Genomic DNA, 22,390 nt, shown 5'->3' with positions numbered 1-22,390 from the left:
AGCGGTAGTCATTCTCCCATCTGCGTTAATCTGCGTGCATCTGCGGTTAAAAAAAGAGCTAATAAAAATTCCATAGAGGCGAACTGATCGTGAACTGGAAAGCACACATTCACTCAAATCCTAAAATTCTGCTTGGCAAGCCTGTAATTAAGGGGACACGACTATCCGTGGAGTTTGTTTTAGGGTTGTTTTCAGAAGGTTGGACTCAGCAACAAGTTATCGAAAACTACCCAATCCTTAATCCTGAATCTATCCAAGCAGTGTTTGCTTTCGCTGCCGAATGCCTCAAAGAAGACGTATTTTACACACCTTTACTCTTTGCTGAGGCAAGTTAATGTGGTTTCTGGCCAATGAAAACTTTCTACCAAGTGACTTGACCATTTCGACAGAGGAAATTACCTAACGGAGAGAAGGCACTGCTTGGCGACAAGCTTGAGCGATACTCACTAAATATGCAGCATCCCAAAGGAAAAGATAAAGCCATCCTGTTTAGAAATCGATTGGGGATTACACTAGAAAACAAAGCTATTTTAGAAGTCGCTTTATTAGAATGTGCGGTCAATCAGGAGGCAGAAATTTATAAAACAGACAACTATGGAACCCAGTATGATATCAAATTTTTCATGACTACGGAAACCGGAAGCTCTTGGGTGCTGTCATGTTGGATGATTCGCACCGATGAAGACTTTCCCAGGCTAACTAATACCTATCCTGTCAATAAGTGAGGATACTGTGATGACGTTACACGAGTATGATGTTGTTGCCTTGACCGAAGAAATTCACGCAATCCATAAAGCAACCTCTCAGCCGATTTTGCTGCGACCGGGACAAGTTGGCACTATTCTCATGAGCTTTGACGATCGCGCTTATCTAGTAGATTTTGCCGATGCTCAAGGTAATACCTATGCAATGGAAACCGTTACTTCAGAAAAACTCATGCAACTCGTTTATGATCCACTTCCTGCCTACGCCTAACCTACGAATAATACTTTACAAAGTATTGAGTTGGAAGTGGCGATCGCAGAATTATATCGCGGTGTGAGTTGGGGGCGATAAATGAAGTAAGCTAGAGACAAAGGTTTCAAACAATTTTAACCAATGCCAGCATCCGTTGCTTATCTGTTTGACAGAATCACAGTGAACCCAAGACAATGTGGCGGTCGTCCCTGCATCCGGGGAATGCGGATTCGAGTCATCGATATCCTAGAGTTGCTAGCTGCAGGTTTGAGTTTTGAACAAATTCTCGAAGAATTGCCAGACTTGGAACTTGAGGATATTAAAGCTGCGCTTCTGTATGCAGTCCGCAAACTCGACCATCCCTTTTTAGCTGCATGACAATTTGGTTGAATGCTCATCTATCACCAGCGACTTCTGTGTGGATTACTGCCACCTTTGGTGACATATAGCGGTTCTCAGATAAATGAGGTATACAGAAACCCTGTAGTGTCAAGCTTTCCAGCTCAAAATTCGTACCTCACCTTTTTGAGAAAGGCTACATATCAGCGATCGGCGGTATTTTTCTATTGTATTAGACATCTCCTAAAAAGATTCTGGAAGCATTGCCCTACATGGACAAAAACCTAATTATGGGAGATGTCTATTGGGTATTGTACCGCAACTGCGATACAATTATAGGTTAGAGCGCGAAGTTATCTGTCAGGGCGCAGTCGAAAATTTGTTGGTGGGGTGCGATCTCTAAAGTGGGTTTACATCACTGTATTAATGTGCGATCGCAGGATTATTTGTACAGTGCATCTGACTTTCTCCTGACCTTATCCGACTTACAAGGTAGATGTATGGAGATTAGGCTGAATTCAGTTAGAACGAGATCTATAGCCGTGGGTTATAAATCTCGGTAGCTCTTTGTTTTCTCAATCTTTGCTCTGATCTTTTGAGGTAACGCTGATGAAAAGATGGTATCCGTCAATATTTTTAGCTTTTGTAGTTGCGATAGGCAGCAGCATAACTTCTCTAGTTTTGCCAAATTCCCTTCTATCTCCAAATCCTGCAAATGCACAGCAGGTAAATGTAAGGAATGGATACGCTTGGCTTACATTACCCAGTACAGGTAATCAGGATGATAGTTGGAGTTGCGGACCGAATTCTGCTGCTAGAGTTTTAGCATTTTATGGTAATCGAGTTGACTACGATAGTGTAAGGTCTGTTGCCCAGAGCGATCATGGAATCATCCCTAAACAGGTCTGTATTGGTTCAGGGATTCTAAAGACCTGTGCAAATACAAGTAGCTTTAAAACAGGGCTTGAGCCATCAGAAATACGAGATGTAATGAATCGATGGGAAGGAGGAAATGCTAAAGATGTAAGCGGGGCTAATCTCAGGGCTATTTCATTCTGATCGAAAGGCTGATATGATATTGGATTGATTCTCACTATCAGGCGCGTCTACGATGTCTCAACTTGCCATTGTCGAAGCTTTTACAGCCCTGCCTGATACGCGGCGTACCGCAGGACAACGCCATACGCAAGCTCTATGTTTAGCTTTGTTTACTCTGTCGGTGACGGCTGGAAATCGTGGATTTCTGGCGATTGGAGACTGGCTTTGGGCCTACCATGATGAATTGGTAGCCATGTTTGCGCCACCCAAAGGGCGCTTACCGTCTTACAGCACAATTCGGCGGACACTGTTGCGACTCGATTACCGGGATTACTCGGCTTGTTTATCTCGATTCTTCGGCATTCAACCTTTACCTGGAGAAACCATTGCCACCGACGGCAAGGTGCTGCGAGGCTCTTATGAAGCCATCAGCGATGACCCCACAGTAGACTCACATCCGGCGATTATGCTGGTCACGGCTTATATTGTCGAGCGGGGCTTGATTCTAGAACCCTACGAAGTCGAGTCGAAAACGAATGAAATCACTGCTTTGCCTGCCTTCATCAAACAGATGGCATTACAAGGAGTGGTGTTCGCTTTTGATGCCATCAGCACCCAAAAAAACAGCGACTGCAATCATTGACAGCCATAACGACTATATCGGTGCACTCAAAGGCAATCAGTCAGGCTTACTTGCAGCTGTAGTAGCCAATTTTCAACCACAAGCAACGACCCAACAAATCAATAAAGGGCATGGTCGCATTGAAAAACGCACCGTCAGCATTAGTCATATCCTTGATGGAATTCCCGATTTCCCTGGACTACAAACCTTGATTCGAGTTCAGTCCGAACGCCTTGTGCATCGGGGGACCATCTTTGAAGTCTCCACCGAAACTCGCTATTACGTTGCCTCATTTATCGATACGGTTCAAGCTTTTGCAGCACGAATTCGAGGGTACTGGGGCGTTGAGAACAAAGTCCATTATGTTCGAGACGTAACTCAAGGCGAGGATGCTTCTCGTATTCGCACCCCACCACTGGTGCAAATTTGGGCAATCGCCCGCAATTTTGCCCTCAATTTGTACCGAGATAACGGTTTTAATAACATGGCTCAAGCGCAACGAAGTGCTGGCTTTAATCTTAACACACTCAAAATCTTGTTCAGAATGAAATAGCCCTGGGGCTAATCTCGATCAACTGAAAAACCTGCTGAGTCAAGGAAAACCTGTACTTGTATTGCGGCGAGTTGGTAGCTTCAAACCTGGAAAAGTTTTTGGTACATGGCCCGAAATGCACTGGGTGGCAGTCCATGGATTTAACGATCGGGAACAAAAGATTTATTACACTGATACTGATGGTGGAACTTATGAAAAGCCTTATAACCAATTCTTAAGTGAATGGGACTGGAGAATTGGTGATGGGCTTGCGAGTGAAATTTTCCATAAAAAAGGTATAAGACCCAAAACAATGATTTGGGTCGATAGAACTCCTAATCAGCCTCGTGTGGGGTACTTTGACGATGGGGGAACAGTTTTTTATGCTAACGGAACGTCCTACTGCGGTTTTGTTAGTCCAAAGCATTTAGAATTTTTCCAAAAAGTAAATAAAGCCCCCAGTCTAGGAAGGCAAGATCCAGGCAGTTTTGGTAAAAACGCTGGTATCTGCACCTTGCCAAGCGGTTATTTTGACAATGGAGCTACTGTCTATTTCTCAGTAGGAAATGGTACATTCTGTGGGTTTCCAAATCCCCCCGCATTTGATTCACATAAGCGATCGCGCCCTCAACAACACAGTTTTGGTCGTATTGATATAGATCCAATTAGATTTATGAACTATACAGGCGTTTGCAAGTAGAACCTCTTGCCGATTCAAATGGTTCAACATTCATAAGTGCTATCGCTCATAAGTTGGGTTGACGTAGGCAACCCAACCACTTCACTTTTGCTCAACTCACTTGAGCGATCGCCATCTTTGTTGCTCAGGGTAAAATAGACCTCTTGCAAAAATAGCTGGCACGGGCAAGATGCCCGTTCCACAAAAATCTTTTTTCTTGTGGGATGGGCTTCTAGCCCGTCCCAAAATTTGATTAAAAGGACTTTTGCAAGAGGTCTAATAGAGGGGTAATTTTGAAATCGAGGTCATGCCGATGACAGTTCGACAACCCCGCTACAGCAAAGAAGAGTTCGCTCGACGTGGCACTGAAATCTATGAATTCTCAGGTGCGCTGCCAAGTTGAGGAGGGTAATCATGGGAAAATTGTGGCTGTTGACATCGAAACTGGAGCTTTTGAAGTTGACGCGAGTGAAATTGCTGCCTGCGATCGCTAAAATGATGAACAGATGTTGCTGCCAAGACAACCATGACCACCATTAACATCGGCTTTAGTGCACAAACCTGGGAAGAATACCATGCCCTCATCGCCAAGCGTCATGTGGAAACCCTGACTCCCGAAGAACACAAGCAACTGATCCAAATGAGCGATCGCCTTGAACAACTCAATGTTGCCCGCATTCAAGCCTTAATTCAACTCGCAACCCTCCGCAACCAACCTCTGACGGAGCTCATGCAAACCCTCGGCATCAATCCTCATCCCGAGATCGTTGATTATCCCTGAATCCCGCCTCACACAGCAGCAACGACTATTCATTAAACAACGCGCCAATGGTTGCTGCGAGTATTGTCTCAGTCAAGCTAAATTCTCTCCAGACCCCTTCTCCATTGAACACATTATCCCTCGCTCCAAAGGTGGCACCAGTGATTTGGATAATCTGGCGATCGCTTGTCAAGGGTGCAACAATTTCAAATACAGTCATAGTGAGGCGATCGACCCCGTTACAGGTGGCTCTGTCCCACTTTATCATCCTCGACGGGATAACTGGAGCTAACACTTTACTTGGAGCAGCGATTCGACTCAAATGTTGGGCTTAACACCAACTGGACGCGCTACCATCGATCGGCTGCAACTCAACCGAGAAGGAGTAGTCAATCTTCGAGGAGTCCTGCATTCTATCGCTCTACATCCACCTCACAATGATTCGTAATTGAATATCCGATCGCAGCGGCGATCGCCATTTCGCTAGCCAGTTTTCTCGACACAGAAGCATGAGGTTTCGTAGATTGCAAACCAGGACGCGGGCAGTAAAACCGAGAAGAGGTGTCAAAGTTTACGGTATACTTCGTTAACGCACCCTACAAGAGCAGCGATCTATCTCACGTTAAGCTAGAAACAGACAACAGAGAGCCAACCTACGCAAAAGGTTAATATCAATGGTTGCCATCGCCCAAAAAACCCTTTCCTTCGAGGAATTTCTCAACTGGGATGACGACTCAGGTAGGTCATTCGAGCTAGTCAATGGAGTTGCCATGCCCCTGAGTGAACCCACAGCCAAACATGAGGATGTCGTCGATGGTTTATGTCGTCTCTTGGTAGATCATTGCCAATCCTTGAACCTTCCCTACGTTCCTCGACAAAGTAAACAAGTCAGATTGAACGCACCCCCGGGCGAAAGTGAATCGAGTCGTAAAGCCGACATTGTGGTGTTTGCCAAGGAAGAATGGGTCAGAATGCGTGAAAGTTCTGCCTCTGCTGCTGCCTATATTCCACCTCCCTTGGCGATCGAAGTTGTCAGTACGAATTGGCGGGATGATTACCGCATCAAATTGAATGAGTATGAAACTTTAGGAATCCTGGAGTATTGGATCGTTGATTATGCAGGGTTGGGAGGCGTTCAGTATATTGGTTCTCCAAAACAGTCTACGGTGACCATCAACCGCTTAATCGATGGTGAATATCAGGCACAGCGATATCAAGGAGAAGCCATTATTGTTTCTCCAACGTTTCCTCAGTTGGTATTAACCATCGCTCAAATCGTTGCGATGACAGAAGTTTAGTGTTTACAAATTATTAGACTTGCAATCGTTAGTTGACGAAATGTACGAGCAATTGGGAGCCAATTATTTCATCGATTACGATAGCAATCCACCATCCCCTTGGTTAAAGTCAGAGATCCCGGAGGTCTGGTCCATTGATGGCGATCGCTATTATTTTAAGTTGACTGAGATTCTAAGAAACCGGGTTTTTGAGCAAATCTGCGGGCTGCAACGAAATATCTTCCTCAAAAACCCGGTTTCTGAACCCCCAAATTAATTCGACTGAATTTGCGAATTCAAAACCTTAGAAATTCGATCGCGCGTTTCCTCCAAATGAGCCCGCGTATAAGCATCAGCATTCCGATCCAAATTCCGAATACTCTTGCTCAAACCCTCCCGCAACTGTCGCAACTCGTACCAAGCCAAACTCCGCGCATCCTCTGGAACACTGGTTTTTCGCAGCACCATTCCGATCAAAATCGCCAAATGTTCCCGCTGCAAAGAACGCCGAAAAGTTGAAATTTGCATCTTCTTTTCCGGCTGCAAAACCTCTTTCCAGATATCCTTTTGCACAGTATCCAACACTTCCGGCAACCTCAAAGCAGTTTCCGGCGCCGATTTTAACTCGGCATCCCGCAGCCTCGCCAGCCGCGTCGGAGATAGCAAAACTCGCAACACAAACCGCTGCAAAAAAGTAATTCGATCCCCGATCGGGTAATCTAGAGGAAACACCAAAGCCGGACTTCCCCAGTGCTCCCAGCGCGAAGGCGCCAATTTGTTGAGCAATTCCGGCGCAAAACTAAACGCATCCGGCGCAAAAACGTACTTATCCAGTGTAGCCAAAGCTTCTCGCTGCTGAGAAAGTTCGATCGGCACAAACGGCAACTTCGCATTAGTATCCCCAGGGCGAATCCGATTAAACGACTGTCCCCCCACATACAAAGTCGCATTCATCACCTGGTTGACATAATACCCGAACACCGAATCAAACATCACCCGCAGTTCGTTATAACCCTCTTCCCCAAGCGGAGTTCGCTTTTCTAAACGCTTCCACATCGCCCTCGCATTATCCAATTGCCATTGCGAGTACCTCAGCATATTGGCGCTGAGATCGAAAGTATTCGCAGCGGGATCGAGAAGATCAACAGAATCCTCATCCGGCGCGTAAGCTAATTGCTGTTCTGCAGCGCGGCTGGCAATTTGTTCCAGCGCTGGTAAGTCGCTGTTCGGGTTTGCGCCGCCAATCACCTTGTAACCATACTCGATCGCCCAATCGTCGTAAGGCCCTACAATCGTTGGAAAATAGTCGCCTTGAACAGTTCCCGCAGGTGCCAAATTAATCGGCACATAATCCATCACCGACGCAATCATACCTTGCGTGCGAGTTACCTGAGTATTGTTCAAATCCTCCGGTTGCAGCATCGTACTCCCGTGAAAATTGTGCCTCAAACCAAGAGTGTGACCGACTTCGTGCGCCGTCAAATATCTAATATATTCATTCACATAATTGTCAATCGTCCCACTGCTAGGCGCTGCATTTTCCAACAGATCCATCGACATTGCCCCGATCGCAAATTGGCGACTAGATTCCACCCCAAAACACATATCAGAACTCGACATCAACCGCGATAAAGGCGAGCGTTTTTGCTCCTGGTATCTTTCTACCAAAGTCGGCAAATCATCAGCAATTCCACCTTGAGCATTTTCCCCGCTGCTTTTTCCTAAATCCCCATTTTCTAGCACCTTCAAATAGCGAGAATACATCCCGAACTGACAGGGATTAGTATTAGAACCGTTTCGCCCTTGAAAACTCTTAGATAGCGATCGATTTTGTTCCACCAAAGACCGATAGCCCTGTTTCATTTCCCGAACAACATTAGCATCCAACAGAATATCAGCATCCAAAATTTCCCCAGTCAGGGGGTTAGTGCGAGATGGCCCGAGGCCGGCAAACTGAGGCTCAAAAGAACTCGACCAGCGAATAGTATTGTAGCGAACATCAGCCGGGTCCCATTTAGCATTGTCCGGCATTTGTTTGACCTGAATTGCCTCAGTAAAACCAGCCTTTTCAAAAGCTTTGTTCCACTCCAAAACCCCCTCGCGAATTGCGTTTCGGTATTCGGGAGGCACATTATTTTCAATCCAAAAGACGATCGGCTGCACCGGAGGCGACATCGGCGCCGTCGGGATTTGCTTTTGCAAATGCCAGCGATTGATATAGCGCACAAAAGGCTCCCGGCTGCTCTTGTCAGAAAAGTCCTTATATGCTGTAAGAAAATAGCCCACTCGCTCGTCCGCAAGTCTGGGGCGGTAGCCGTTATTTAGCGGCACTTCCGAGAAACTGTAATGAATGCGGAGGTTAAAAGCCCGACTGTCAGGAACCGAAGGTAAATAGTTAAGTTCACTGTCATTATCGCTAGAAAAACCGTAAATAGAAGCAATTTCCACATTCAGCGGAAACGCTTTAACATCTTTAAAATAAGACTTGTCTTCATCGATCGAGTAAGAAGCGCCCAAAATCATCGGCAAAATCGCTTTTACCCCTGGTAAATCCCGCTTTTGGCTCATCAGCAAATCGCCTAAATCGATCAGCAGAGTTTGTCTTTGCGAATGAATGCTTTTGAGTGGCAAAGAATAGAGAATTGACTCACTAAATCCCCGTTCTACCGAACCTGCTTGCGGGTCGCCCGGCCTTGTGCGAAAATTTATATTTGGTATCACAAACTGCACCTTATTTTGGACGCGCCGCAGTTGAAATAAGAAATCGCCGATCGGCATTCCGCTCAAAATGCCCGCTTCCCCCAAACCCGATGCCAATGTCACAAAGCACAGGAACTTTTTGTTGAGTTGTTCCGGTTTAATTTCCAGATATACTTTATCAGTTGCTTGATTGCGGTAAAGAGTAAATAGTCCCTCTAACTTTTGTGCGCCTTGGACAACCTGTTCAAAAGGTGCCAGAGTTTGCTGTTCGCTACTTTGTTCGTTGCTGGGCGGCCCAGATGATAAAGCTAAAGGTAAAAAGAAACCTTTATACAAACTGAAACAGAAAAATGCTAAAGATAATATAAAAAATATCAAAGGCAGATTTTTTCTCGGAATTTTTATCTGTTGATTTTTGCTATTCTCAGGAAATATCAATCTTTTCATTTTCAGTATCCAGTCGCCGGAAAGAATAGTTTTGAAAGAGCCGCGCCCCACTCGCCACGCTGGGCTCCTTTAACTTCTAAAATAACTCAAAATTCAAAAGTCAAAACTATTGTTTCGCCGGCCAGGGAATCATGGGATCTTGAGCCAACCGCTTAGAAACTGCAACAGCACCGTAACGGTTGAGGTGGCTGGGGTCGGAAAAAGATTCCCGCGCCTGGGGCCACAATAAACTCTTATCTAGGAAAATTAGTCCGCTTTGAGCTGCTAATTCTTGCATATATTGCCGGAATTCTTGTTCGTAACCTGTCCGCACCGGGTCTAAATAATCTTCAGTCAGAGGCATATTCACAAACACGAGATTGATGTTGCGAACCTTGGTAAATTCGATGAGATTTTTGAGTGCTAGAGCTTGTTCGCCTATCAATTTAAAATTTTGATAGTCGGAGTCGTAATAACCAGATACTTTCGGGTGCTTCTGAAAGTAAGTCTCGGGATTGAAGCGTATATCGATCGGCAAAAAGCCATTTGGTTGATACTCGCTGACTGGTTTACTCACAGCAGCGGGCTGGGCATTTTCCTTTGTTTGTTCACCCAGGGCTGCGGGTTGGGGGCTGTCGATTGCAACAGGGGCGGAGGGATTAACGATTGATCGCAAAAACCCTTTGAGTCGATCGCGCTTTTTGTAAATTGCAGAACCCTCGACCAACTTTTGACTCACCAATTGCTGAACGTTAGCTTGAGTTTGTCCCAAATTGTTGACCAATTCAGTGGCACTCGCCACCGGATTGTTGGCGCTTTCCTTCGATGTTTCGGATTCTAATTGATTGGTGCGGATCAGAAAACTACCCCTGCTCAATTGCCTGTAACCTTCAGAAGAAGCGATCGCACTAAAAGTCAAATCCGGTCGCCCGCTGTTGAGAGCCCTCGCCCCGTCCGCCAACACCAGCAATTTCGGCAGTTGTTGCGGCGGCAAAATCCGGCGGACGATCGAATCTACAACCTGGAGAGTAGCTCCATTAACTCCAAAATTGTAAGCGCTTAGCCCCGGGTAGCCCGAAGCTGCCAAAGCTGTTTCCAACACCGCCGGGTCGATACCGCGCAGCGCCCTCGAACTACCGACAATTAAAATATCTGGTGGTTTTTTGTGCAGGTGGATGTACTCTTGATAGCGCGCTATCTGCTCGTCAAGCTGCTCGCTCCTCAAAGTTGGGAACACCGCAGGAGCCGAAACATCAGCTACAGGAACGCTAGTATTTCCCGGTTTCGTAAACCCAGAGCCATTAAAAGCCTCTTCCCGGTTGGCTGCCGGCGACGGCAGCAACGGAGTTTGAGGCAAATTCACCTCATCAGCAGGGGGAACGGGGTTCGGGGTTTCCTTCGGAAGTCGGACTGTAACGTCGTCCACAGCCTTGGGGGATGAATTTTGACAATTTGGGCCGCTGCACACTTCGGAAGCGCTAGGAGCTTGACTGACAGTCACAGATTGCAGAAATAGACCGAGGAGCCAATCGGCATTGAAAGTCAGCAGACAGCCGGCGAGCGCCCAAATCAAAGCGATTCCCGCCGCGCGATCGGCTCTCACGCCCCCCGGCGCAGCAGCATTCGTTGACAAAGCATCGTTGGGAACAAACAAACCCGAAGCGACAAGCGGTTGCACCGCAGCTTGAACTAACTGCTCGCCCAGATTGTATCCGGGGAGTCTGATTTTGAAGCGGGGCCGCCAGGAGTTGGGCATGGGAGCATCGAACACCAAATTGTCGCCCAAACCCGAAAAACTCCCATCCTCCGCCGGCGCAAACTCCGGCACCGGTTCCTTTTCCAACACAGCTACTTGGGAGGGGACCGGTGCGGGTGCCGTCGCTGATTCCTCGCCAACGGCCGTTCTGAGGTCGATTGCGTAGCGCCACAGGGGCAGTTTCTGACCGGCGCGGCGCCCGTATACTCGCACCCCTGCGACTCCCGGAATTTGTAAGTGTCGCAAAAATTTCGCCACCGGCGGCCCTACCTTCGACTGAGAAGGGCAAGTCAGAGCTTCTGTCATGACGTGCAGCACGTCGGCTTTTTGCAGCACGACAGCCCGCATCCCTCCTGTTTCCAGCTTGCGTCTGAGATTGGGGTTGAGCAACCTGTTCAATAAAAAAGTCAGAGCCAATTGGTCGCCCTCAGCCGCCAGCGTTCGGGCGCTCGCAGCCAAGTCGGGATGGTGGGCGGCAGGCAAGTCCACCCAGTCTATCCACACGGGGGACTCCGGCGCGGCCTGAGAGTCCTTGGCTGGTTCTACGCCGTAGATAGTAGCTGCGCGGATGCCTTGGGGCGCAAAGGAGGCTAACAAAGGGGCGATCGCGTCGGTGGTTTGGTGCTTGTCGGGGTATTCTTGCCGTTTAGGCTTTTGTCCTTTTTTGGCACTTTTGCTGCAAAACAGGTGGAGGGTTGCTTCTTTGAGGGTAGCCCGCACTTCGACTCTCGATGCCGCCAAGTGTTGGTTTAGCAGTTTGGCGATCGACTGTACGTCTCCCCACCTGGCCCATTCCTTAAGAATTTTGTCCGGCGAAGTCAAATCCACCCGCAGCACCCAGTCCGGCTTCGCTTCGCCGCTGACTTGGCTGCCGATCACGGCTTCCCGGAAATCCTGTAGTTGCAGTTTCCGCAGCCTGCCGGCGATGGGTTCTGCCAGCAAGGAAGGGTCGGGGCTGTAAGCTGACTCGCATAGCACCAGCAGTCGCCGTTCTTTGGGCTTGATATTTTCCGACCCGTTCAGCGGCAGGGTTTCTCCGTTGCTTTTGAATTCTTTTTCGCGAATGCTTACTTTCACCGAAACTCCCATCGGCCCGAGGATTTCGCTGAGATAGCTGGCGATCGCATCTGGATAGCCCCGGCGCGCCAACGTTTCCGGCGAAACCGTTAATGTTCCATCGCGATCGCCCCCGCCTGAGTCAGCTTCGGGGGATTGAATCAAAGCTACCGCGCCACGGTTCGCTTTCTGCTGCGGGGGAACGGCCGAAGCGAAAGCTTCCCGCGTCGCAGCAGCCGAAGTGTCGATCGTCACGGGGGAAGTTTCAAAAGCTTCTGGGTATTGAATCCGGGAGGCGATGGGCAGACTTTCGGCGTCAAAATCCAGTTCTTCCCGTACTTGGGGCGGGTGGGCGGCTGTTTCTACCGGTTTTGGTGTCTGTTTGAGTTTCTGGTTGTCATTCTTAAATTTGCCGAAAAATCCGCCTCTTTTAGGGCTTGCTGGCGGTTCGTCGGGGGAACTCGCTGGCGGCGGCACTTCGGCAACTTTTGCTTCCGGTTGCTGTGGCTGTTGCTGTCGCTTGGGACTGCTGCAATCGAGCCGGACTGTCCAGTCATTTTGTCGGGAACCGATTTTGCGGCCGCACAGAAACAACTGGTAAATTTTAGGTCGATCGGGCAGCAGTCGCGTTAAATCAGTGTGTTCGAGGGCGTTGGTAAATCTCGCCGTCACCAATTCTTGAGACGGACACTGCGCTGCTTCGCACAAAATGTGCAGGTGATTTCCCCGCAAACGCGCTTGTACTTGAACTTCGGGAAGCCCTAAAGCTTCCCCGGCCCACTGCGACGCGCTCGATCGATTGTCTGCCAATATGCTCCCGTTCGCATTCAACATGAAACTCTAAATTTTGCCAAAGCTGGTTTTGTTTTCTAGAAATAGCACAGTTACAGATTTTACAGACAATTATTTGATTTGCCGAGCCTAACCCTTTTGTCTGGTTTAAGCCATGCTCGACTTAGTGTCTTGCCTTGTATCCCCTCGACTTCGAGCCGTTGGGGAATATTTTTTTGATAATACCTCGACATTTTGGCACAGATAGGCCCAAATTAAGCCAAGCAACAAGTTATTCGTCATTAGTCATATCGTTTCCGTTTGCATCCGAATAATAATTAGACCTCTCTCATAATTCTTGTGGAACAGGCAGGATGCCTGTTCAAGACTGGCTTTTCTGGAAATGTCTATTATTTTCCGACTGTAGCGCTGTGCTTTCGTCATGCTCCGCGGAGAGAGGCACACGATAGGATTCGGGGAGTATCCCGATTTTATACAAAGCGTTTTTTCCGAGTGCGAGCTTAAGATCTCGCGAGAATATATTTATAGACTTGGCTACGCGGGGACGATCGCTTGCAGGATATCATTCGGATGTCACTGGATTTGATATTCAAAAGTCATTAGTCTGAAGGCAGCAGTCAAGATGATTATTTGCCTTGTAAACTGAGGATTAGGGATTGACACAGGAGGAATTTATGCCGTCGGAAAACCAAGACTTGCTCAAAACTCAAACATCTAACAGTCCAAAGTTGCCAGTTCCCTCAGACATTTTATTGAGCTTGGTCGCCTTACCCATGCTGGGTGGGTTGCTGGTGGCTAAAGCTGCTGCTGAGTTTGTTGGGTCGATCGGCGTTGAAAGCGAAGAAGTCTTTCGGGGTTCGCGCCTCCCCGTTCTCAACTTTCCTCAATCACAGGATTAGAAAGCCCAAGGAAGGATGCTGCAGCTAGAAGTTAAATTTTTTGACCCCGCCTAAAAATGGATACGGTGCCACGTACTCCTGTCGTGGAGAGATAAAAATTTTCTACCCTAGTTCAACTTCCCAGATTCATCTTTGGAGTAAATCTAAAATTGTTCGACTGAGCGCGACTCAACTGAGCGCTCGCCGAACGTCTCAGGCTGATCCTCTAAAATCTAAAATCGCAAGTCAACTGATATGAAAGCTTGACAATCCGTACAATCCGTGCTTCAACAATTAATCTTTCCTTATACTTTGTACATAAGTGCCTTCTACTTTCTACGTTGCAATAAGTTGTCTCAAATTTGACTGCAAACAAAAGTGTTTTAGGCGAAACTAAACCATACAATTTTCTTGACACCCGCAGCTATTGAGGAACAGCCCGATGAGTTCAGTCCTCCAGTCTTCAGAACAGGCTATTGATACAACATCTATTTCCCATTCTCCCGCTTACTCAAAATCAGACCTGTTTCTGCGAAATCGCCTCAAAGTAGTAGAGGACTTGTGGGAATCGGTGCTGCGACAGGAGTGCGGGCAGGAATTGGTGGATTTGCTCCAACAAATGCGATCGGTCAATTCCGCCGAGGGACAGGCCACTCACTTTCGCGAGTCGAATGTCGTACAGCTAATCGAAAAGCTCGACCTTAACGCCGCCATCCGCGCCGCTCGGGCTTTTGCGCTGTATTTTCAGTTGATCAACATTGTCGAACAGCACTACGAACAGCGAGACCAACAGCTAGCTTACGCTAGCAGCAACGATGCTGGTGGGCGGATGTTTTCTAAGCTGCCAGGACAAGCAACCGATGCCCCCGATCGCCCGCGGCACAGGGAAGGCCCAGGCCCCGTCCAAACGGTTCTGAGCAATGCAGACAGCAGCGAGACGATCGCCCGAGATGCCGGCACTTTTCACCAACTGTTCCCGATGCTGCTGCGCTTGAACGTGCCCAGCCAGCAAATTCAGCGCTTGATCGATCAGTTAGACATCCGCTTGGTATTCACCGCTCACCCGACGGAAATTGTCCGCCACACGATCCGCACCAAGCAGCGGCGGATGGCGAAGATTCTCCAACAGCTAGACCAAGTTGACGAGAAATTTCAGGTGCTCGGGGCAGACCCTCAAAGCCCTTACCCAGTGTCTTGTTGGGCTGCGGCGGCTCTCCAAGAGCAACTGATGGAAGAAATTCGCCTCTGGTGGCGCACGGATGAACTGCACCAGTTCAAGCCGACGGTGCTTGACGAGGTGGAATACACTCTCCACTACTTCGATGAAGTGCTGTTTGATGCGATTCCCGAACTCTACCACCGCTTAAAGCAAGCTCTGCACGCTTCTTATCCTTATCTGAAACCGCCGAGTTACAATTTTTGCAAGTTCGGTTCTTGGGTGGGATCGGACAGGGACGGCAACCCTTCTGTGACTCCGAAAGTTACTTGGCAAACAGCTTGTTATCAGCGCCATTTGGTGCTGTGTAAGTACATCAACGCCGTGAAACGCCTCAATGAACTGTTGAGTTTGTCGCTGCACTGGAGCGACGTGCTGCCGGAATTGCTGGAATCTCTCGATCGCGACAGATCGGAATTTCCGGAGGTTTACGAGCAGTGGGCAATCCGCTATCGGCAAGAACCTTATCGGTTGAAGCTAGCCTACGTGCAGCAACGACTGGAAAATACGCGCGATCGTAATTGGCGGCTCTACAAAGGAGACGAGTTGCAGCGGGAACGCGAAGCTTTGTCAGAACATCCCGGAATGACCGGCCTTTATCGATCGGGCGCTGAGTTTTTGACCGAGCTGCAGCTTATCGAGCACAATTTAGTGGAAACAGGTTTGAGCTGTCGGGACTTGGAAAATCTCCTCTGCCAAGTAGAAATTTACGGGTTTAATTTGGCTTACCTAGATATCCGCCAAGAGTCAACAGTACACTCCGATGCTTTGACCGAAATTGCTGAATACTTGCAAATTTTGCCCAAGCCTTACAATCAAATGTCGGAAGGTGATCGAGTTATTTGGCTGGCAACAGAACTGCAAACTCGCCGCCCTTTAATTCCAGCAGAATTACCCTTTTCTCCCAAAACTTGCGAGACGATTAATACCTTCCGAATATTGCGGCAAATGCAGCAGGAGTTTGGTCCGGAAATTTGCGAAACTTACGTGATCAGCATGAGCCACGATGTCAGCGATTTACTGGCGGTTTTGTTGTTAGCAAAAGAAGCCGGGCTTTACGATCCGGCAACAGGAATTAGCAGCTTTCAAGTAGTTCCTCTGTTTGAAACAGTGGAAGATTTGAAAAAAGCGCCCGAAGTAATGCAGCAAATCTTTGAACTGCCGCTTTATAGGGCTTTACTAACAGGAGGATACGCGCAGGAACTAGCGGAAAAAAGCGAAGAAAATATCCAATGTCCAATCGACACTATCAAATTGCAAGAGGTGATGCTGGGCTATTCCGACAGCAATAAAGATTCGGGTTTCCTCAGCAGCAATTGGGAAATCCACAAAGCTCAAAAGGCTTTGCAAATGGTTGCGGAAAAATACAATGTAGAGTTGCGGATTTTTCACGGCAGAGGCGGTTCTGTAGGGCGCGGCGGCGGGCCTGCTTACAAGGCAATTTTGGCTCAGCCTGGAAAGAGTATTAGCGGGCGAATTAAGATTACTGAACAAGGCGAGGTTTTGGCTTCTAAATATTCTTTGCCGGAGTTGGCGCTTTACAATTTGGAAACGGTGGCGGCGGCGGTAATTCAAGCTAGTTTGCTGCACACTGGTTTTGATGGCATCGACCCTTGGAATGAGATTATGGAGGAGTTGTCTGCCAGATCGCGATCGCACTACCGTCATTTAATTTACGAACAGCCGGATTTAGTCGATTTCTTCCACCAAGTTACCCCCATTCAAGAAATCAGCCAGTTGCAGATTAGTTCTCGCCCGGCCCGTCGCGGTGGCAAAAAAGACATCAGCGGTTTGCGAGCAATTCCGTGGGTGTTTAGCTGGACTCAAAGCCGCTTTTTACTGCCTTCTTGGTACGGTGTCGGCACAGCTTTGCAAGAGTTTTTGCTGGAGGAACCGGAAGAACACATGAAACTTTTGCAGTATTTCTACTTGAAATGGCCATTTTTTAGAATGGTAATTTCTAAGGTGGAAATGACTTTATCTAAGGTGGATTTGCAGATTGCAGAACACTACGTGCAGGAGTTAGCTTTGCCTGCTGATAAGGAGCGTTTTAAGGCTTTATTCGATCAAATTGCTGCCGAATTTCACTTAATCCGCGATTTGGTTTTAACTATTACCGGACACCAACGTTTGTTGGACGAAGATCCGGCATTGCAGCGTTCGGTGCAGTTGCGAAATGCGACGATTGTGCCTTTGGGTTTGTTGCAGGTTTCGCTGCTGAAACGCTTGCGGCAGCACGGTAGTGGCGGGGTTCCGGGGGTGATTCACTCGCGTTACAGCAAGGGTGAATTGTTGCGGGGAGCTTTGCTGACGATTAATGGAATTGCTGCGGGGATGCGGAATACGGGCTAGGGGAATAGTTTTGAGTTTTTAATTAGTGGTGAGGTGCGCCTAGCGCACCTTGCTACTGGTAGTTTCAGAATTCGCGCGATCGCCCATTGTAGTCACAGCCATAGGAAACTGTTCGCTATCCTAGCTGAGATTTTTTATGTCTAAACGCAAACAGTCTGAAGGTTGTCGCCCGATGCTGCGGCGCACTTTTTTATTTTTAACAGGCTTAGCTTTGGCGCGGTTTGTGGCTGACTATTTTGCGCTCGCCAAAAACCGAGATAGTTTCTTGAGTCTCATGGGTCAACTGTGGCAAAAGTCACTCGCTTTTTTATCAAGTATACAATCAAATCAAACTCCTCAACCTCTCCCTAACAATCCCATTATAAAATCGGCAAAAACCAATCAACCTCTGCCGAGTAATCCTATTGTAAAATCGCCAGAAAATTCTCTGGCTACGCAGCCGTCTCAAACTCAAGTTATTAGACGTTCAGCTAAGCAAGCAAAACCCCTACAAGTCAGCAGTCAAAATGTAGCGGGCGCAAGTTTTTATCTCACAACTATTGACCTTGCAGATCCGGAAATTTATATCACAATTGGGTTAGCTAATAATGCAGATTTTGCAAATAATTCTAAACTCACGCGGGGCGACGAACCTTTTGAAAATATGGTGGCGCGTTACCGAGCTGCTATTGTTGCTAACGGGACTTTTTTTGGTAAAGATGAGCAGAAATCTGTGCTGGGAAATATGGTGGCGGCGGGTAAGTTTCTGAAATACAGCCGATGGGAAAATTACGGCACGACTTTGGGGATTAAAGCGGGAAATCAATTGGAAATGGTGACGGCTAGAATCGAAGGTAAGCCGGATTGGAGCCAACATTGGTTTTCTCTGACTTGCGGGCCGAGATTGGTTAAAGGGGGGAAAGTTTGGCTGTGTCCTTTATCGGAAGGTTTTAAAGATTCTCATGTTTTGGGCGTGGGTTCGAGAACGGCAATCGGCTTTCCGGCTTCCAGAGATAAGTTATTTTTGGTGACTTTTCTTGACAGTTTGTCTTTGGAAGCAGAGGCTAAAGTTATGCAGGCGATCGGCTGTTTTGAAGCGATGAATTTGGACGGGGGCGCTTCGGTGGGTTTGGCTCATCAAGGGCAGATTTTATTGCCGCCGGGACGGAATTTGACGAATGTCCTGGTGGTTTACGATCGCGAATATCCAGCGCCGACTCAGTTAAAGCAGTCCTGGGAACGCTTTCAAAAGGGATCTCGACCTTCCCCAGATCCGTCCGTTTTTTTTGATTGATCTAGCAGAAGGAAGTTCGGCTTCCGTTGCACGCGATCGGGATGTAACGGATGGAAGAAAGAACGAAGAAGGAAGAAGGAATCGAGGGAGCATCCAGATTTTGGGTAGTGCTCCCAAGGGAAGGATGAGAGAATTAGAGACAATGCTATAACCAGTGGTTGGGATAGGTCCTTTCTGCCGCTAAATTATTAAAGATGACGGCGCACAAGACCAAGATTATTGATCCCTCAAAAGCAGGTGTTAGCAAAAATTTCCAGTCTGGTTGGGTCATCATGACCACTAAGGCAACTGCTCCCGAAGGGGGATGTAGAGTTCTGGTAATCTGCATAATTCCGATCGCACTAGAAACAGCCATTCCCATCGCCCAGGGAGAAGAACCGACAAAATGCAGAATCATTAAACTGGTGAGAGCAGCTAAGAAATTGCCCCCAATGACATTCCGGGGTTGAGCCAAAGGGCTGTCAGGGACACCAAAGATCAGAACGCTTGTAGCACCAAACGGAGCCATGAGTAAAGGAGAATTAGTTTTTACAGCAAGATAGGACGTTGCAGTAATTGCCAAAAAACTGCCAATCCAACTCCAAAAAATATGCCGAGGATGAGGTCGGTCTATTGGGCAGGTCAATGGACACGATCCCCATCTCCCAAAGGTTTTAAACCAATAACTTTCCCATTTCAGTCGAATTTTTTTACTGTCAATCATAAATCAGGTTACTTGATAACCAGGCTTCTTAAATTGTCGGAACTAGCCTTCGCTAAAGTTAAGATATCATAACATTTCGTCAAAAAGTAGTTAAAGGCACAGATTTTTTACTTCTATGCCGCTCAAGCACCAGCTAACCACTCGGTTGGAACTCATATCTTGCACCATTCTCAAGAACAGGCTTTCCGGCCTGTTCCACAAAGAGTAGATTTTCTGCTTGTGGAAAGGACCGCAGAGCCCGTTCATTAAAGGCTTATTGACAATGGTGCAACATCTCAGTTGGAACAGACTAGCGAGTTTGGTCGGTTATTTGTAAGGTGCGATGCCCAGTAAGCATGAATTGAAAGAGCGGACCCACACTTTGGATAAGTCTCTAGTTCAGAATGCGATCGCCGTTTTCTGGTTAGTGCGATCGTCTCGATCGCACTCGGATATAATTACGAACTTAATCTTCGTTACGGAGAGTTTTCCCACTCGGCGGTAAGCTTGCGGAAATTGTATTTAGATGCACCGGGGTGACAAGTAACGCAACTGCTGATATTTGCGGGTTGTGGCAGTTTGACTTTGGGGTGCAGAGCTTTGAAATAGCGAGAACTGGCTACTCGGTAGGCGAGTTCTTCGTCTTTTGCTTGGGCACGGGAAAAAGTTTGCAGGTAGTTCCACACTAACAGGCGGGGCGGGTCTACTAGCAGTTTGATCGTTTGTCCGTAGTGTTGGGGATCTTGCAGCAATCTGCGCCAAGTTTCTGTAGGTAATACTTGTGGCGGTAAACCGATGTGACAGGTGGCGCAGTTTTCTAGGTACAGTTGCTGTCCCAGTTGGTAGCCTTCGGGGATGCGATCGACAGTTCCAGTATCCTCGATCGAAGACACCTGAGCCAGTCGCGCCGGAGTGCGAGAGTAGGCAGTCTGAGCTGCAACCCATCCGCCTCCGGTACAGCAGACAATTATCAACACCAGCAAAGTTGAGTAAAGCCCCCGCAAGCCTACTCTGCGACGTTTGCGGGGTTTTTCCTGTTTCATAATTCTGAATTTATTTTTGGTTAAATCACTGGTATGCTCATGCCTTCGCGGGCTAAGCAGCTATTGGCGAAAACTGCCTGCACTTCTGCTTCTGTACGATCGAGAAAATTGTCGTCATGGCCTGGATCGTGGTGAAACATCACGATTTTTTTGACTCCAGCAGCTTTCGCTACTTCTACTCCTGCTTGCCAAGTCGAGTGTCCCCAGCCGACTTTCGGGGTTTTGAAGTTGTAATACTCTTCGTTGGTGTAGTTGGCGTCGTAAATCAGCACGTCGGCGTTGCGAGCTAGGTGTACCACATTGTCGTCTAGGCGATCGGGAAAGTGTTCTGTATCGGTGCAGTAGACGGCCGTGTGTCCCTCCCAGGTGACTCGATATCCGATCGCGGTGTTGGGATGGTTCAGCAGTGCCGTTTCTATTTTCACATCGTCGAGTTCGAGAATATCCCCAGGCGTCAAATCATTGAATTTGAGGTCTGACTGCATTACCTGGATAGGGACGGGAAAATTGGGGTGCAGCATTTGGTCGGCAAGACGGTGTTTGATGGTAGTGCCGTTGGGGGCGATCGCACCGTAAATGTGAAAGCAGTTCCCCGGGATAAAGGCGGGAGTAAAAAACGGAAACCCTTGAATGTGATCCCAGTGAGTATGACTAAAAAACATATGGGCTTCCACCGGCATTTGCCGCAGCAGGTTGAGGCCCAGAACTCGCAGGCCCGTACCACCGTCAAAGATTAGGCGTTTTTTGCCCAAGCGCATTTCTACACAGGAGGTGTTGCCTCCGTAGCGCAGTGTTTTGGTGCCGGGGGTGGCGATGCTGCCCCGCACACCCCAAAACTGAACGACAAACTCGGTCAAAGGACTATTTTCCATAGTGGCTTTGTGATCGGAAGGCTGTGGATTGGGTAGAGAGGGTGCGGAATCTGGCATTTTTTTAGTTTTGGCGGCAGGAACTTGGGAATTGAAATCTTAGTTTTTACTTTTTAGTTTTTAGTTTTTAGCAATCTGTACTATAATTAAGCGCTTTATCGGGAAACCTTACGGGTTTGTGTAGGAGATGTCACGCTTGAGAGATTATTTTTTGCATGATGCGGGCTGCCGGGCGTGTTCTGTGTTCTGAGATTAAGATAGCGCCGATCTATCTAAGTGTTAGGGTAAAATTTCCTCAAACGTAGAACGCATTCCCCACGGGTATAATGTGCGCTTAATCTTACTCTAGGAGTAGTATTTTTTTCAAGATTGGGGCCGGGGCAGGGTTTTGAGGAATGCCGTTCCGGTGACTCGGCATTGACGACTGATTTGACCTTCTAGCTACCCGTTCCTCGACTGCATCCCTAGACCTGGAGCGATCGCCTTAAGTTCGGCCCCCTGAGTTTTTAGTCGGGTTGCAGTCGAGGAGTGCGGCCTAGGGGCTTATTTGCGATCTGCTGCGATGCACTTTTCCACTAAGGGCATGACTTGATCAACATCTTGCCAACCCAGAATTTCCGTGACTTTTTTCTCCAAATTTTTGTAGGTTCTAAAAAATTCGGCTATTTCGTCCAAGCGGTGGGGTGCTACGTCTTTGAGGGACTTATAGTGAGCGTAGCGCGGGTCTTTGTCGGGAACGCACAAAAGTTTTTCGTCCCTGTCTCCTCCATCGATCATTTCTAGCATTCCGATCGGACGGGCTGCGATTATGCACCCTGGAAATGTGGGCTCATCCATCATCACCATGCCGTCGAGGGGGTCGCCATCATCGGCTAAGGTGTTGGGTATGAAGCCGTAGTCGCACGGATATTGGACTGAGGAAGAAAGCACCCGATCGAGAGCAAAGGCTTGTAAGTCTTTATCAAATTCGTACTTGTTTTTGCTACCGGCGGTAATTTCGATGAGGACGTTGAGCAGTCCTGGTTTCGGCTGTGCCGGAATTAGCGATAAGTCCACAACAATATCTCCAAGTTAACAGATGATCGGGATGAGTGCTAGTTGCCAAATCCCTTTGATAGCATTTTACGGGCGATCGGGCCTTTC

Annotated in this window: 19 protein-coding genes and 2 pseudogenes; 15 read left to right on the top strand and 6 right to left on the bottom strand. The window is 47.9% G+C overall.

Annotated features, from left to right (window positions below; all coding sequences use genetic code 11):
* Window positions 1-89 precede the first annotated feature (89 nt).
* From QT994_RS05975 to QT994_RS05920, 11 genes and pseudogenes are all read left to right on the top strand, one after another.
* A complete protein-coding gene (locus QT994_RS05975) occupies window positions 90-335 on the top strand; it encodes a DUF433 domain-containing protein (protein WP_333172493.1) in 246 nt (81 codons plus the stop codon).
* A 69-nt stretch (window positions 336-404) separates the two neighbouring features.
* Window positions 405-725, top strand: a pseudogene (locus QT994_RS05970) (DUF6883 domain-containing protein); the annotation flags it as partial.
* 10 nt (window positions 726-735) lie between these two features.
* Window positions 736-975 (top strand): DUF4926 domain-containing protein, encoded by a 240-nt coding sequence (locus QT994_RS05965; RefSeq protein WP_333172491.1) that lies wholly within the window; start codon window positions 736-738, stop codon window positions 973-975.
* 123 nt (window positions 976-1,098) lie between these two features.
* Window positions 1,099-1,335 carry a DUF433 domain-containing protein gene (locus QT994_RS05960; protein ID WP_333172489.1) on the top strand — a complete coding sequence of 79 codons (237 nt, stop codon included), beginning with the start codon at window positions 1,099-1,101 and terminating at the stop codon, window positions 1,333-1,335.
* 570 nt (window positions 1,336-1,905) lie between these two features.
* On the top strand, window positions 1,906-2,355 hold the full coding sequence (locus tag QT994_RS05955; protein WP_333172487.1) for a hypothetical protein: 450 nt from the start codon (window positions 1,906-1,908) through the stop codon (window positions 2,353-2,355).
* Between the two features lie 52 nt (window positions 2,356-2,407).
* Window positions 2,408-3,509, top strand: a pseudogene (locus QT994_RS27760) (ISAs1 family transposase).
* 124 nt (window positions 3,510-3,633) lie between these two features.
* Window positions 3,634-4,188, top strand: a complete 555-nt coding sequence (locus QT994_RS05940; RefSeq protein ID WP_333172482.1) for a hypothetical protein — start codon at window positions 3,634-3,636, stop codon at window positions 4,186-4,188.
* A gap of 338 nt (window positions 4,189-4,526) precedes the next feature.
* Window positions 4,527-4,661, top strand: a complete 135-nt coding sequence (locus QT994_RS05935) for a hypothetical protein (RefSeq protein ID WP_333172480.1) — start codon at window positions 4,527-4,529, stop codon at window positions 4,659-4,661.
* A gap of 32 nt (window positions 4,662-4,693) precedes the next feature.
* The gene (locus QT994_RS05930) at window positions 4,694-4,948 is read left to right on the top strand and encodes a hypothetical protein (protein ID WP_333172478.1); all 255 of its coding nucleotides are present in this window, start codon (window positions 4,694-4,696) and stop codon (window positions 4,946-4,948) included.
* Window positions 4,935-5,219: an HNH endonuclease gene (locus QT994_RS27755; protein ID WP_445243875.1), complete on the top strand. Its 285-nt coding sequence runs from the start codon at window positions 4,935-4,937 to the stop codon at window positions 5,217-5,219. Before QT994_RS05930 ends, QT994_RS27755 begins: the two co-directional genes overlap by 14 nt.
* Before the next feature lie 382 nt (window positions 5,220-5,601).
* A complete protein-coding gene (locus QT994_RS05920) occupies window positions 5,602-6,225 on the top strand; it encodes a Uma2 family endonuclease (RefSeq protein WP_333172474.1) in 624 nt (207 codons plus the stop codon).
* Window positions 6,226-6,477: 252 nt separating this feature from the next.
* On the opposite strand, the gene QT994_RS05915 is transcribed toward QT994_RS05920, so the two are convergent.
* Together QT994_RS05915 and QT994_RS05910 are read right to left on the bottom strand one after the other, a co-directional pair.
* Window positions 6,478-9,351 (bottom strand): zinc-dependent metalloprotease, encoded by a 2,874-nt coding sequence (locus QT994_RS05915; RefSeq protein ID WP_333172472.1) that lies wholly within the window; start codon window positions 9,349-9,351, stop codon window positions 6,478-6,480.
* A gap of 106 nt (window positions 9,352-9,457) precedes the next feature.
* Complete coding sequence (locus tag QT994_RS05910) at window positions 9,458-12,976, bottom strand: hypothetical protein (RefSeq protein WP_333172470.1); 3,519 nt, start codon at window positions 12,974-12,976, stop codon at window positions 9,458-9,460.
* A 614-nt stretch (window positions 12,977-13,590) separates the two neighbouring features.
* Between QT994_RS05910 and QT994_RS05905 the strand changes: the two genes are divergently transcribed.
* From QT994_RS05905 to QT994_RS05890, 4 genes are all read left to right on the top strand, one after another.
* Window positions 13,591-13,833 (top strand): hypothetical protein, encoded by a 243-nt coding sequence (locus tag QT994_RS05905; protein WP_333172468.1) that lies wholly within the window; start codon window positions 13,591-13,593, stop codon window positions 13,831-13,833.
* A 421-nt stretch (window positions 13,834-14,254) separates the two neighbouring features.
* Complete coding sequence (ppc, locus tag QT994_RS05900; RefSeq protein ID WP_333172466.1) at window positions 14,255-17,380, top strand: phosphoenolpyruvate carboxylase; 3,126 nt, start codon at window positions 14,255-14,257, stop codon at window positions 17,378-17,380.
* Between the two features lie 136 nt (window positions 17,381-17,516).
* A complete protein-coding gene (locus QT994_RS05895) occupies window positions 17,517-18,653 on the top strand; it encodes a phosphodiester glycosidase family protein (protein ID WP_333172464.1) in 1,137 nt (378 codons plus the stop codon).
* A complete protein-coding gene (locus QT994_RS05890) occupies window positions 18,646-18,804 on the top strand; it encodes a hypothetical protein (RefSeq protein ID WP_333172462.1) in 159 nt (52 codons plus the stop codon). The genes QT994_RS05895 and QT994_RS05890 overlap by 8 nt, the downstream gene beginning before the upstream one ends.
* Here QT994_RS05890 and QT994_RS05885 read toward each other — a convergent pair.
* The 4 genes from QT994_RS05885 to QT994_RS05870 form a co-directional block, all read right to left on the bottom strand.
* Window positions 18,799-19,356, bottom strand: a complete 558-nt coding sequence (locus QT994_RS05885) for an HPP family protein (protein WP_445243874.1) — start codon at window positions 19,354-19,356, stop codon at window positions 18,799-18,801. The genes QT994_RS05890 and QT994_RS05885 overlap by 6 nt on opposite strands.
* 455 nt (window positions 19,357-19,811) lie before the next feature.
* Complete coding sequence (locus QT994_RS05880; protein WP_333172460.1) at window positions 19,812-20,378, bottom strand: diheme cytochrome C; 567 nt, start codon at window positions 20,376-20,378, stop codon at window positions 19,812-19,814.
* A gap of 20 nt (window positions 20,379-20,398) precedes the next feature.
* Complete coding sequence (locus QT994_RS05875) at window positions 20,399-21,307, bottom strand: MBL fold metallo-hydrolase (protein WP_333044932.1); 909 nt, start codon at window positions 21,305-21,307, stop codon at window positions 20,399-20,401.
* Between the two features lie 483 nt (window positions 21,308-21,790).
* Window positions 21,791-22,303, bottom strand: a complete 513-nt coding sequence (locus QT994_RS05870) for an inorganic diphosphatase (protein WP_006634582.1) — start codon at window positions 22,301-22,303, stop codon at window positions 21,791-21,793.
* Between the last annotated feature and the right edge of the window lie 87 nt (window positions 22,304-22,390).

This window comes from Microcoleus sp. S13_B4, from assembly GCF_036700885.1.
GTDB lineage: Bacteria > Cyanobacteriota > Cyanobacteriia > Cyanobacteriales > Microcoleaceae > Microcoleus.
This window is presented reverse-complemented; position numbering and strand designations above follow the sequence as displayed.

What these genes read in the sequence shown, in the direction of transcription:
- QT994_RS05965 (WP_333172491.1), top strand. Translation starts at nt 736, where the DNA reads ATGACGTTACACGAGTATGATGTTGTTGCCTTGACCGAAGAAATTCAC.
- QT994_RS05960 (WP_333172489.1), top strand. Translation starts at nt 1,099, where the DNA reads ATGCCAGCATCCGTTGCTTATCTGTTTGACAGAATCACAGTGAACCCA.
- QT994_RS05955 (WP_333172487.1), top strand. Translation starts at nt 1,906, where the DNA reads ATGAAAAGATGGTATCCGTCAATATTTTTAGCTTTTGTAGTTGCGATA.
- QT994_RS05930 (WP_333172478.1), top strand. Translation starts at nt 4,694, where the DNA reads ATGACCACCATTAACATCGGCTTTAGTGCACAAACCTGGGAAGAATAC.
- QT994_RS05920 (WP_333172474.1), top strand. Translation starts at nt 5,602, where the DNA reads ATGGTTGCCATCGCCCAAAAAACCCTTTCCTTCGAGGAATTTCTCAAC.
- QT994_RS05915 (WP_333172472.1), bottom strand. Translation starts at nt 9,351, where the DNA reads ATGAAAAGATTGATATTTCCTGAGAATAGCAAAAATCAACAGATAAAA.
- QT994_RS05910 (WP_333172470.1), bottom strand. Translation starts at nt 12,976, where the DNA reads ATGTTGAATGCGAACGGGAGCATATTGGCAGACAATCGATCGAGCGCG.
- ppc (WP_333172466.1), top strand. Translation starts at nt 14,255, where the DNA reads ATGAGTTCAGTCCTCCAGTCTTCAGAACAGGCTATTGATACAACATCT.
- QT994_RS05895 (WP_333172464.1), top strand. Translation starts at nt 17,517, where the DNA reads ATGTCTAAACGCAAACAGTCTGAAGGTTGTCGCCCGATGCTGCGGCGC.
- QT994_RS05885 (WP_445243874.1), bottom strand. Translation starts at nt 19,356, where the DNA reads ATGATTGACAGTAAAAAAATTCGACTGAAATGGGAAAGTTATTGGTTT.
- QT994_RS05880 (WP_333172460.1), bottom strand. Translation starts at nt 20,378, where the DNA reads ATGAAACAGGAAAAACCCCGCAAACGTCGCAGAGTAGGCTTGCGGGGG.
- QT994_RS05875 (WP_333044932.1), bottom strand. Translation starts at nt 21,307, where the DNA reads ATGCCAGATTCCGCACCCTCTCTACCCAATCCACAGCCTTCCGATCAC.